Below are 12,608 nucleotides of genomic sequence, written 5' to 3' on the forward strand. Positions count from 1 at the left end.
ATCTCGAACGGCTGAAGCGCGCGGCGAGGCCGTTAGACTCAGCCGCTATGGAATTACTGGGGGTTGTCCATGTCTGCCCGTCCGCGCGCTCTATTCGTGGCAGCGCTGTTGCTTCTCTCGGCCGTTTGGCCAGTGGCTCATGCGGCCGAAGGCCCCCTGGTCGAAGTCGTGCCGGTGGAGAAGGCCCTGGTGCGCGACGAGCTGATCACCTTCGGCTCGCTGCGCTCCGATGAGTCGGTGATGATCCGTCCGGAAATCGAAGGGCGTCTGGCCGCGCTGCATTTCCGCGAAGGCCAGGCCGTCACGGCCGGGACGCTGTTGGTCAGCCTGGACGATGCGATTGCCCGTGCCGAGCGGGCCCAGGCCCAGGCCAATCTGAATCTGGCGGAAAAAAATTATCAGCGCGCGCAGATGCTGTTCAAGCGCGGCGCCAGCAATGCCCAGGCACTGGATGAAGCCAGCGCCCAGCAGCAAGCCGCCCGCGCCAGTCTGGCGCTGGCCCAGGCGCGCCTGGACAAGACCCGCATTCATGCACCCCACGACGGCGTCCTGGGCCTGCGCCATGTCAGCCCGGGCGATTATCTGGAGGCTGGCCAGGACATCGTCAACCTGGAGGTGCTCGATCCGCTCAAGGTCGACTTCCGCATTCCGCAAAAAGCCGTCAGTCAGATTCGTCTGGACCAACTGATCGAGATCAGCCTGGATACCTATCCGGGCGAGCGCTTCAGGGGCGAGATCTACGCGATCAACCCGCGTCTGGATGAAGCCGGGCGCAGCCAGGCGGTGCGTGCCCATATTGCTAACCCCGATCGACGCCTGAGCCCCGGCCAGTTCGTCAGGGTGACGGTGATCCTCGCCGAACGGCCCGAGGCCCTGGTGATCCCCGAGGAGGCGGTGATGCCGGTCGGCGACCGCCTGCTGGTCAACCTGGTGGTGGACGGCAAGGTCGAGCAGCGCGAGGTCACGCTGGGCAAGCGCCTGGACGGCAAGGTCGAGGTGCGCGAGGGCCTGGATGGCGATGAGGAGCTGATCAGCGCCGGCTGGCAGAAGGTACGCGCGGGCATGGCGGTGCGCACCAGGGTGGTGGAGCGCCAGCCATGACGCTGTCGGATATCTGCATCCGCCGGCCGGTGTTCGCCACCGTGCTGTCGCTGATCGTGGTGCTGCTCGGCCTGATGGCCTATCAGCGCCTGAGCGTGCGCGAATACCCGAACATCGACGTGCCCATCGTCACGGTCAGCGTCGGCTATCCCGGGGCCAGTCCGGAAATCATGGAGTCCCAGGTCGCCCAGCCGATCGAGGATGTGCTCTCGGGCATCGAGGGGCTGGATTTCGTCAGTTCCATCAGCCGTTCGGAAAACACCCAGATCACTGCCCAGTTCAAGCTGGGCGCCAACAGCGACGAGGCGGCCAACGACGTCCGCGACCGCCTCGGCCGGGTGCGCGGGTTGCTGCCGGACGAGATCAACGAGCCCATCGTGCAGAAGGTCGAGGCCGATGCCCAGCCGGTGATCTGGCTGGCGTCCTACAGCGAACGCTACAGCGCCATGGAGATCACCGATGTGCTGGAGCGGGTGATCAAGGACCGCCTGCAGACCATCCCCGGCGTCGCCGAGGTGCAGATCCGCGGCGGCCGCACCCTGGCCATGCGCATCTGGCTCGACCCGGAAAAACTCGCCGCGCACAACCTCACCGTGCAGGACGTCGAAGACGCCCTGCGCCGGCAGAACGTCGAGATTCCCGCCGGACGTATCGAGTCGCAAGAGCGCGAATTCACCGTGCTCTCGGAAACCGACCTGAATACCCCGGAGCAATTCAATCAGCTGATTCTCGATGACTCGCAGGGCTACCTGCTGCGCCTGGCCGATGTCGGCTATGCCACGATAGGCCCGCAGAGCGAGCGCAGCATCGTGCGCTTCAAGGGCCGCCCGGCGGTGTCCATGGGGGTGATCAAGCAGGCCACGGCCAACCCGCTGGATATCTCCGACGGCTTGAGTGCGGCCCTGCCGGAGGTGCGTACCCTGCTGCCGGACGGCATGCACCTGGTGGTGGCCCACGACAGCTCGCTGTTCATTCGCGAGTCGATCGACAACGTCTTCATCACCATCTGGGAAGCGGTGGCGCTGGTCATCCTGATCATCTTCATCTTCCTGCGTTCGCTGCGCGCCACCCTCATTCCGCTGGTGACCATCCCGGTGTCGCTGATCGGTGCCTTCGCCCTGATGAGCGTGATGGGCTTCACCATCAATACCCTGACCTTGCTGGCCATGGTGCTGGCGATCGGTCTGGTGGTGGACGACGCCATCGTCATGCTGGAGAACATCCATCGGCATATCGAAGAGGGCATGGCCCCGGTGCAGGCGGCGCTCAAGGGCAGCCGCGAGATCGCCTTCGCGGTGGTCGCCATGACCCTGACCCTGGCCGCGGTGTTCACCCCCATCGGTTTCATGCAAGGCAGCACCGGCAAGCTGTTCACCGAGTTCGCCTGGACGCTGGCTGGAGCCGTGCTGGTCTCGGGTTTCGTCGCCCTGACCCTGACCCCGATGATGTGCGCGCTGCTGCTCAAACCGCACCAGGCCGGCGAGCGGCACAACCGCCTGTACAACCTGATCGAGGATTTCCTCACCGGCCTGACCCATGGCTACAAGCGCTTGCTGGCCCGCGCCCTGGCCGCCTGGTGGCTGGTGCTGGGGGTGCTGGTGCTGGCCCTGCTGGCCTGCCTGCTGCTGTTCGCCGGCCTGAAGTCGGAACTGGCGCCCACCGAAGACACCAGCACCATCATCGGCGTGTTCAACGGCCCGGACGGCGCCACCATCGGCTACACCGGGCGTTATGCGCGGCAGATCGAGGCGGCCTACGAGAGCATCCCGGAGACCAACCGCTACATGGTGATCGCCGGTTTCCCCACCGTGGCTCAGGGTATTTCCTTCATGAAGCTGGAAGACTGGGGCGATCGCTCGCGCAGCCAGTTCGAGATCCGCAACGAGCTGCTGCCCAAGTTCCAGGAGATCGCCGGGTTTCGGGCCTTTCCGGTCAATCGGCCACCGCTCGGGCAGAGCGCGCGCAATCAGCCGGTCAACTTCGTGATCCGCTCCTCGATGGAGTACGCCGAGCTGCAGGGCTACGTCGATCAGCTGTTGAACAGCCTGCGCGATTACCCTGGCCTGGAAAGCCCGGACAGCGATCTGAAGTTGAACGCGCCGCAGCTCAAGGTGACGATCAACCGCGAACAGGCGGTCGCGGTCGGCACGGACGTGGCGACCATCGGCCGCAGCCTGGAAAGCCTGTTCGGCAGCCGCCAGGTGACCCGCTTCAAGCAGAACGGCGAGCAGTACGACGTGCTGGTGCAGTTGCAGGACGTCGACCGCAGCAACCCGCAGGATCTCGACCGCGTCTATGTACGCGGGCGTGACGACAGCATGGTGCAACTGTCCAACCTGATCGAGGTGCGCGAGACGGTGGCGCCGCGCGAACTCAATCACTTCAACCAGTTGCGGGCGGTCACGGTGAGCGCCAACGTCGGTGCCGGCTACACCCTGGGTGAAGCCCTGGACTACCTGGAAAGCGCCGCGCGCACGGTATTCCCGCCGGAAACCCAATACGACTTCACCGGCACCTCGCGTGACTTCAAGGAGTCCGGCGCCGGCATCGCGCTGATCTTCGCCCTGGCCCTGGCCTTCATCTTCCTGGTGCTGGCGGCGCAGTTCGAGAGTTTCAGCGATCCGCTGATCATTCTGTTCAGCGTACCGCTGTCGATGGCCGGCGCCTTGCTGGCGCTGACCCTGTTCGGCGGCACCCTGAATATCTACTCGCAGATCGGCCTGGTGACCCTGATCGGCCTGATCACCAAGCACGGCATCCTCATCGTCGAATTCGCCAACGTGCTGCTGCGTCAGGGCCAGGAGCTGCGTGGCGCGGTGATAGACGCCTCGGTGCAGCGCCTGCGGCCGATTCTGATGACCACCGGGGCGATGGTCCTGGGTTCGTTGCCCCTGGCCATCGCCAGCGGCGCGGGGGCGGAAAGCCGTCAGCAGATCGGCCTGGTGATCGTCGGCGGCCTGCTGGTGGGCACCTTCTTCACCCTGTTCGTGATTCCGACCCTGTACATGCTGCTGCGCCGCTGGCGGCCGATCAGGCAGGAACAAGCAGAGACCGCCACGGCGTAGGGTAACTCACGTCGTAGGGCGTACTCGCGAAGCAGTACGCCATTGCTGCTGCTGGTGACGGTGGACTGTTCGCTGCGCTCCTGAGTCCACCCTACGGCTTAGCGCCCTGGCGCTTATCGGCGCCTTCATTGCTGGTCGCGGTTACTCGACCTTGAGCACCAGCTTGCCGAAGTTCTCACCGCTGAACAGCTTGAGCAGGGTTTCCGGGAAGGTCTGCAGGCCGACCACGATGTCTTCCTTGGACTTCAGTTTGCCGCTGGCCAGCCAGCCACCCATCTCTGCAGCCGCCTCGGCGAAGCGCGGGGCGTAGGTCATCACCACCATGCCTTCCATGCGCGCGCTGTTGACCAGCAGGTTGAGGTAGTTGGCCGGACCCTTGATCGCTTCCTTGCTGTTGTACTGGCTGATGGCGCCGCAAATGATTACTCGCGCCTTGAAGGCCAGGCGGGTGAGCACGGCATCGAGAATGTCACCACCGACGTTGTCGAAGTACACGTCCACACCCTTCGGGCATTCGCGCTTGAGACCGGCAACCACCTCTTCGTTTTTGTAGTCGATGGCCCCGTCGAAGCCCAGCTCGTCGATCAGGAACTTGCACTTGTCGGCGCCGCCAGCGATACCGACCACACGGCAGCCCTTGAGCTTGGCGATCTGTCCGGCAATGCTGCCGACTGCGCCGGCGGCGCCGGAAATCACCACGGTTTCGCCGGCCTTGGGCGCGCCGACATCGAGCAGGGCGAAGTAGGCGGTCATGCCGGTCATGCCCAGCGCCGACAGGTACAGCGGCAGCGGCGCGCGCTTGGGGTCGACCTTGTAGAAGCCCTTGGGCTCGCCGAGGAAGTAGTCCTGCACGCCGAGGGCACCGTTGACGTGGTCGCCGACGGCGAAATCCGGGTGTTGCGAGGCGATCACCTGGCCGACGCCGAGGGCGCGCATCACTTCGCCGATGCCGACAGGCGGGATATAGGATTTGGCATCGTTCATCCAGCCGCGCATGGCCGGATCGAGGGACAGGTAAAGGTTCTTGACCAGAATCTCTCCGGGGCCGGGCTCGCCGAGCGGCGTTTCCACGTAGCTGAAGGTGTCGCGGCTGGGCAGGCCGACGGGGCGTTGGGCGAGGAGGAATTGGCGGTTGAGCGTGGCGGTCATGGTGGTTACTCATTGAACGGAAAGACCTGTGATAGCCCCTGCCGCCCCGATGGGCAAGGTTTGCCCTGGGGCCGAATGGCGGTTAATCCATTCGGCTGATAGCGGTATGGGGGCTTAATCATTATTTTGCATGGAGCCATAACCGCTGTTCGAATAGAGCTGTCGTGCCAGGCGCGGCCCTGACTAGACTCGGCGCAGACTTTCACTCCTTGTGAGGACACTAAGATGAGTTTGAGCTTTTCCGGCCAGGTTGCCCTGGTCACCGGCGGCGCTGCCGGTATTGGTCGTGCGACCGCCCTGGCTTTCGCCAACGAAGGCCTCAAGGTAGTGGTTTCCGATGTCGACGTGGCGGGCGGCGAGGGCACTGCCGGACTGATCCGCGACGCCGGTGGCCAGGCCACCTTCGTGCGTTGCGACGTGACCCGTGATGCCGAGGTCAAGGCCTTGATGGACGCCACGGTAGCCGCCTACGGCCGCCTGGACTACGCCTTCAACAACGCCGGCATCGAGATCGAACAGGGCAAGCTGGCCGAGGGCACCGAGGCCGAGTTCGACGCCCTCATGGGCGTCAACGTCAAGGGTGTGTGGCTGTGCATGAAGCACCAGATCCCGTTGCTGCTGGCTCAGGGTGGCGGCGCCATCGTCAACACCGCCTCGGTCGCCGGCCTCGGCGCCGCGCCGAAGATGAGCATCTATAGCGCCTCCAAGCACGCGGTCATCGGTCTGACCAAGTCGGCGGCGGTGGAATACGCGAAGAAGAAGATCCGCGTCAACGCGGTGTGCCCGGCGGTGATCGACACCGACATGTTCCGCCGCGCCTATGAGGCCGATCCGAAGAAGGGCGAGTTCGCCGCCGCCATGCACCCGGTCGGGCGCATCGGCAAGGTCGAGGAAATCGCCACCGCGGTACTCTACCTGTGCTGCGACGGTGCCGCCTTCACCACCGGCCATGCCCTGGCGGTGGACGGCGGGGCCACGGCGATCTGATTGCGCAAAGGCGCCTCGGGCAGACTGCTTGAGAGGCGCCGGAATCAGCGACCTGGCAGCACAGACGCCCCGACTGGTTCGGGGCGTCTGCGTTTGCGTCGAAAATATCCAGCAACGGCAAGCCAAGCCCTCGTGGCTGGATCATTCGCCAAGCTAAGCCAATCCAAGCCGGGCCCGGCCCGTCGAAGGTCTATGGCCTCGACGATGGTTGTGTATGCATCGGCTGGCGGGGGGCGGGTGCCGGCTGCACGAGCGTATAGCCACTGCGACAGGTTCGGCGAGTACGCCGCCATCTTGTTAAGTCGACATTACAAATCGCTTTGTCGAGCACCTCGCTATTGAGCAGATGCTTTGATTTGTAAGTCATAAATCCGATCGGCCTACTTATTGCTTGATACTTCGTACCCTGAGACGCGAGTACTAGCGCAGCTGTCACCGTTTCGTCTGGGTTCGCCATTGCTCGTCCTCGATATCGAGCCGCCGTTTTCCAAACGGCAGCGTTGCCAAACCGAGGTGATTTGTATGCAACGGCGAGACTTCCTCACACTCAGCATTCGTTCGGCAATGGCGGCCGGGCTGACTGCCAGTATTCCCCTGGCACTGTTGCGCAGTCACAGCAGCCATGCGGCAATACTGGCCGCCGGTCTATCCGATCCGGCGGCCCAGCCACTGTTCGTCAACCTGGCGCCCAATGCCCTGGATCCGCAATTCAGATACGCAGCGAGCAGCGGCAAGCTGCGTATCCGCGTGGCTGAGGCGCTACAGCTGACCGGTTTGTTGGGCGCGAATGGCCAGCCCGTGGTAACCCGTATCTGGGGCTACGGTCCGCACAATGGTCCGGTTAGCTGGCCGGGACGCACCCTCGAACTGGCGGCCAGTGCGGCGCCGCTGGAGGTGACCTGGGAAAATGATCTGATCGACGGCGCCTTGCCGCTGAGCCATCTGCTGCCGGTCGACGGCAGCCTGCACTGGGCCTATTCGCTGGCCGGTTACCAGCACCGCGGGATCGTCACGGACGGTGTGCCCGTAGTCACCCATGTGCACGGTGGGCATAACGACAGTCCGTTCGACGGCAATCCCGAGTATTTCTTCTCGCCGCGCTTCAAGGTTACCGGGCCGCGCTGGGAGGCCCGCACCTATAGCTACGGCGGGCCCGACTGGAACCCGGTGGCCGGTACCCTGTGGTATCACGATCATGCCCTGGGCATCACCCGCCTGAATGTCTATGCCGGCCTGGCCGGCTTCCTGATCCTGCGCGATGCCGACGACTCCGGCTTGCCGGGCAATCCTTTAGGGTTGCCCGCACCACCCTATGAACTGGGCTTCGCAGTTCAGGACCGGATGTTCCGCCACACCGGCGAACTCTTCTATCCTGCCTTCCCCGGCGATCCGTTCTACAGCGAATTCATCGACGAGGAGGAGGCCGAGTTGCCGGAGGAACTCTTCCCGGATGGCGGTCCGACTGCCCTGGCCGAGTTCTTCGGCGACCATATGCTGGTCAACGGCGTCATCTGGCCTCGATACGAGGTCGAACAACGCCAATACCGGGTCAGGTTGCTCAATGGCTGCGACAGTCGCTTCATGCGCCTGTGCTTCAAGGTGGTCGCAGGCTGGGGTAGCGATCCGTCCGAGGGTGTGCGCCTGCCGTTTCAGGTCATCGGCTCCGATCAGAGCCTGCGACAGACAGCCGCTGAGGTTGAGGCGGTCGATTTCGCCCCTGGCGAACGCCTGGATCTGGTCATCGACTTCAAGGCGGTGCCCTGGGGCAGCCGGGTGATCATCGAGAATCTACTCGGCGATGCGCCCTTCGGCGGCAGTGAACCGAAGCGCGAAGACCTGTTCCCGGACCGCCGGACCGACCGCGTCATGGCCTTCGATGTCATGCTGCCGCTGTCGTCCAGAGCGGACACCGGGATAGCTCACGGCAGCTGGCTGGGTGGCGGTGCGCCGGGCACGGACGCCAGCCTGACGCGCAAGCTGGCGCTATTCGAAGGGACCGATCAGTACGGCCGCCTGCAACCGCTGCTGGGTACCGCCGAGCCGGTCATGGATGTCGCCGGCAATTGGGTCAACGGTGCGCTGGCCTGGCACAGCCCGATCACCGAGAATCCCGCCCTGGATACCAGTGAAATCTGGGAAATCTACAACGCCACCGGTGACGCCCATCCGATTCACCTGCACCTGGTGCACTTTGAAATTCTCGACCGCCAGCCGTTCAAGGCCAAACTGATCGAGCAGCCCTTGCTGCAGCACGATGGCAGTCTCGGCGAGGGTTATCGACTGGAGGACATCAAGCTGGTCGGCCAGCCCCGCGGGCCCGAGCCCCAGGAGCAGACCCGTCGCGATATGGTGGCGGCGCTGCCGGGCGAAGTCACCCGGATCCGGGCGCGATTCGACAAGCCGGGGCGCTATGTCTGGCACTGCCACATCCTCTCGCACGAGGATCACGAGATGATGCGGCCCTTCCATGTAGGCCCGGGGCCCTATTAGCGTGAGGCGGTAGCTCGTGCCATCGCCTCGAGCAGGCCGTCGGAGCTTTTCAGGTCCGACGGTGCGCCCTTGTCAGCGGCCAGGGCCGTTCAGGCAGACTGCCGACCGCCATTGAGGATCGCCAGGCACAGTAGACCGGCGACTATGCCCCAGAACGCCGAACCGACCGAGAACAGGCTCATGCCCGAGGCGGTGACCAGGAAGGTGATCAGCGCCGCCTCGCGTTCCTTGGGTTCGCTCATGGCCTGGGTCAGGCCGCCGATGATCGAGGCGAACAGCGCCAGCGCCGCGATCGACAGGATCAGCGCCTGGGGCAGGGCGGTGAACAGCGCGGCCAGGGTGGCGCCGAAGATCCCGGCGATACCGTAGAACAGGCCGCACCAGATGGCCGCGGTATAGCGCTTTTTCGGGTCTTCATGGGCCTCGGGGCCGGCGCAGATCGCCGCGCTGATGGCCGCCATATGGATGCCATGGGAGCCGAAGGGCGCCAGCAGGATCGAGAGCAGGCCGGTGCTGGTGAGCAGCTTGGAGGCCGGCACCTGGTAGCCGTTGGCACGCAGCACGGCGATGCCTGGCAGGTTCTGCGAGGCCATGGCGACGATGAACAGCGGGATGCCGATGCTGATCGCCGCGGCCAGTGAGAAGCTCGGCGTGGTCCATACCGGGGTGGCCAGTTGCAGCTCGAACTCGCTGAAATCCAGCAGACCGAACAACCCAGCCAGCAGGCAGCCGACGATCAGCGCCGCCAGCACCGCATAACGCGGCAGCAGGCGTTTGCCCAGCAGGTAGGCGAGCAGCATCGCCACCACCAGCTGCGGCTGCTGCTCGGCGGCGCCGCAGATCTCCAGACCGATCTTGAACAGCACCCCGGCCAGCAAGGCGGCGGCGATTGAGGCGGGGATACGCCGCATGATGTGGTCGAAGCTGCCGGTCAGGCCGATCAGCACGATCAGCCCCGAGGCGAGGATATAGGCACCGATCGCCTCGCCGTAAGGCACCCCCGGCAGGCTGCTGATCAGCAGCGCCGCGCCGGGCGTCGACCAGGCGATCATCACCGGCGCGCGGTAGCGCAGCGACAGGCCGATGGAGCCGATCGCCATGCCGATCGACAGCGCCCAGATCCATGAGGAAATCTGCCCGCTGCTCAGGCCGGCGGCCTGGCCGGCCTGGAACATCAGCACCAGTGAACTGGTGTAGCCGGTGAGCATGGCGATGAAGCCGGCGACTACCGCCGAGGTCGAGGTGTCGGCCAGTGGCCGCAGGCGTGTCTGGACCGCTTCGCTCATCTACAGGACTCCATTGACGTCGGCGAGAATCGGGTACAGCGAGGCCACCAGCAGCAGGGCCATGCCGATATTGAAGCCGCGCAGCACCCGTGGATTGCTCAACCAGTTGCGCAGCAGGCTGCCGGCCATGGTCCAGAGGCCGACGCTGGGGCAGTTGACCAGGGCGAACAGCGCCGCGATCAGCAGCACATTGACCACGAAATTGTCCTGCGGGGTATAGGTGGTGATGGCGCCGATGGCCATCACCCAGGCCTTGGGGTTGACCCATTGAAACGCCGCGGCCTGGAGGAAGCTGAATGGCTTGCCGCTGGCTTGAGCTTGGCTGTCCGGTGCACCGGCGTGGGCGATGTTCCAGGCCAGGTAGAGCAGATAGGTCGCGCCCAGATAACGCAGCACGCTGTAGAGCATCGGCACCTGTTCGAACACCTGGCCGAGGCCCAAGCCCACCGCCATCACCAGCAGCATGAAACCCAGGCTGATTCCGAACATATGCGGCAGGCTGCGGCGCATGCCGAAGTTCACCCCGGAGGCGAGCAGCATCATGTTGTTCGGCCCCGGCGTCACCGAGGTGACGAAGGCGAAGGCGATAAAGGCGATCAGCAGTTCAGTGGTCATGGTGGCGGCACTCGGGGTCTGTGCTGCTCAGCCTAAGGGCAGTTGTGCCGTGCGTCGCGGTACAGCGGGGCAGGCAATGGGTAGTACAGTTGGCAGCCGTGCGCTGAGGCGGGCGGTACAGTTGCCCTGCACAAGGCGTTTTAACCTTGCGCCGAGCCGCCCTGATAGCTGTTGCCCAGAGCCTGATTGACCTCGAGCCAGCCCTGTACGGCCTCTTCACCGACTTCGCCAAAGGCCCGCTGCAGCAACTTGGCCTGCTCGCGGCGCAGGGCCAGTTCCAGCTTGGCCCCTTCGGCGGTAAAGCCGAGCAGGCGTTTGCGCTTGTCGTCCTCGGCCGCCAGGCTCTCCACCAGGCCCATTTCCAGCAACTGGCGCAGCGGCGTATTCAGCGCCTGCTTACTCACCCCCAGGTAGGCCAGCAGTTCCTTCATGCTCAGCCCGGGGTACTTGGCGATAAAAAACAGAATGCGGTGGTGCACGCGCGACAAACCGCGACGCGCCAGCATCTCGTCGGCCTTGGCGGTGAACGCCTGGTAACCGAAGAAGAAGGCCTCCATGGCGGCTTGCTGGGTGGTGACGTTCTTGAGGTCAAGCATTAAGGTCAAGCCTGTTGACGTATTGGGTCGGGGTATCGTAATTTCGGTCAAACAGTTTGACCTATTTTTATTAGCCTTTGCTACCGGTGTCTCCATGGCCTTCTCCGAACGCGTTGCCCGCCTGAAAAGCTCCTTGATCCGTGAAATTCTCGCCGCGGCGCAGCGCCCGGAAGTGATGTCGTTCGCCGGTGGCCTGCCGGCCGAGCCGATGCTGCCCAAGGTCGAATGGGCGGATATGCCGACCAGCATGGGCCAGTACGGCATGAGCGAAGGCGAGCCGGAATTGCGCGAGGCCATCGCCGAGGAGGCCCGCGCCCTCGGCGTACCCTGCGATGCCACCCAGGTGCTGATCGTCAGCGGTTCGCAGCAGACCCTGGACCTGGCCAGCAAACTGTTTATCGATCCGGGTACCGAAGTATTGCTCGAGGCGCCGACCTATCTGGCCGCCTTGCAGGCCTTCCAGTTGTTCGGCGCCGACTGCATCGCCGTGCCGCAGGAAGCCGATGGCCCGCAGATCGACGCCCTGCGTCAGCGCCTGGAACAGCACAAGCCGGCCTTTGCCTACCTGATTCCGACCTTCCAGAACCCTTCGGCGGTGCGCTACAGCGAAGCCAAGCGCGATGCGGTGGCGGCCTTGCTCGACGAGTTCGGCGTGACCCTGATCGAGGATGAACCCTACCGCGAGCTGGTGTTCGACGAGGGCAGCGCCACGCCAATTGTCAGCCGCCTGCACAAGGCCAGCTGGATCTATACCGGCACCGTGTCGAAAACCCTGTTGCCGGGGCTACGCGTCGGTTACCTGATCGCCACCCCGGATCTGTTCCCCTATCTGCTGCGTCTCAAGCAGTCGGCGGATTTGCACACCAACCGCGTCGGCCAGTGGCAGGCCCTGCAATGGTTGGGCACCCGTCACTACCGTGAGCATCTGGCCGAATTGCGCGACTTCTACCGCATCCGCCGCGACGCCATGCAAGTGGTGTTGCAGGAGCACTTCGGCGATCTGGCCGATTGGCAGATTCCCCAGGGTGGCCTGTTTTTCTGGCTGACCCTCAAGCAGCCGCTGGATACGCGCACCTTGCTCGAGCCGGCGCTGGCGCAGAACGTTGCCTTCATGCCGGGAGAGCCGTTTTTCATCGACCCGGACCGGCATCCGGGGCACATGCGGCTTAACTTCAGCCATATCGCCCCGGCGCGCTTGAACGAAGGCCTCAAGCGCCTGGCCGGAGTGATCCGCGAAGCGCAGGCCAACCTGGCGGCTTGATCCAGTCGTGCGGCCTCGCCACGCGGCAACGGTGCATATGACAGACGAATGAAGGGAG

General features: G+C 64.4%; 9 protein-coding genes. 5 read left to right on the plus strand and 4 right to left on the minus strand.

What is annotated here, in order from left to right:
* Window positions 1-69: 69 nt before the first annotated feature.
* Window positions 70-1,101, plus strand: coding sequence for an efflux RND transporter periplasmic adaptor subunit (locus tag PH586_RS16195; protein WP_271348793.1), 1,032 nt, complete (start codon window positions 70-72; stop codon window positions 1,099-1,101).
* Window positions 1,098-4,166, plus strand: coding sequence for an efflux RND transporter permease subunit (locus tag PH586_RS16200; protein ID WP_271348794.1), 3,069 nt, complete (start codon window positions 1,098-1,100; stop codon window positions 4,164-4,166). The genes PH586_RS16195 and PH586_RS16200 overlap by 4 nt, the downstream gene beginning before the upstream one ends.
* A gap of 141 nt (window positions 4,167-4,307) precedes the next feature.
* Here the strand turns inward: PH586_RS16200 and PH586_RS16205 are convergent, their stop codons facing one another.
* Entirely contained in the window at window positions 4,308-5,315 is a 1,008-nt protein-coding gene (locus tag PH586_RS16205) for an NADP-dependent oxidoreductase (protein WP_271348795.1), read from the minus strand.
* A 225-nt stretch (window positions 5,316-5,540) separates the two neighbouring features.
* On the opposite strand from PH586_RS16205, the gene PH586_RS16210 reads away from it, so the two are divergent.
* Together PH586_RS16210 and PH586_RS16215 are read left to right on the plus strand one after the other, a co-directional pair.
* Window positions 5,541-6,302, plus strand: coding sequence for an SDR family oxidoreductase (locus PH586_RS16210; protein WP_271348796.1), 762 nt, complete (start codon window positions 5,541-5,543; stop codon window positions 6,300-6,302).
* Between the two features lie 522 nt (window positions 6,303-6,824).
* Window positions 6,825-8,792, plus strand: coding sequence for a multicopper oxidase family protein (locus PH586_RS16215; protein ID WP_271348797.1), 1,968 nt, complete (start codon window positions 6,825-6,827; stop codon window positions 8,790-8,792).
* Window positions 8,793-8,881: 89 nt separating this feature from the next.
* On the opposite strand, the gene PH586_RS16220 is transcribed toward PH586_RS16215, so the two are convergent.
* The 3 genes from PH586_RS16220 to PH586_RS16230 all read right to left on the minus strand — a co-directional run bounded on the left by PH586_RS16220 (window position 8,882) and on the right by PH586_RS16230 (window position 11,289).
* Window positions 8,882-10,078 carry a benzoate/H(+) symporter BenE family transporter gene (locus PH586_RS16220; protein ID WP_271348799.1) on the minus strand — a complete coding sequence of 399 codons (1,197 nt, stop codon included), beginning with the start codon at window positions 10,076-10,078 and terminating at the stop codon, window positions 8,882-8,884.
* Entirely contained in the window at window positions 10,079-10,693 is a 615-nt protein-coding gene (locus tag PH586_RS16225; RefSeq protein WP_271348800.1) for a LysE family translocator, read from the minus strand.
* 140 nt (window positions 10,694-10,833) lie between these two features.
* Window positions 10,834-11,289 (minus strand): MarR family winged helix-turn-helix transcriptional regulator, encoded by a 456-nt coding sequence (locus PH586_RS16230; protein WP_271348801.1) that lies wholly within the window; start codon window positions 11,287-11,289, stop codon window positions 10,834-10,836.
* A gap of 94 nt (window positions 11,290-11,383) precedes the next feature.
* On the opposite strand from PH586_RS16230, the gene PH586_RS16235 reads away from it, so the two are divergent.
* A complete protein-coding gene (locus PH586_RS16235; RefSeq protein WP_271348802.1) occupies window positions 11,384-12,550 on the plus strand; it encodes an aminotransferase-like domain-containing protein in 1,167 nt (388 codons plus the stop codon).
* The last annotated feature ends 58 nt before the right edge of the window (window positions 12,551-12,608 follow it).

Origin of the sequence: Pseudomonas aestuarii, from assembly GCF_027988105.1 — a bacterium.
Classification (GTDB): domain Bacteria; phylum Pseudomonadota; class Gammaproteobacteria; order Pseudomonadales; family Pseudomonadaceae; genus Aquipseudomonas; species Aquipseudomonas aestuarii.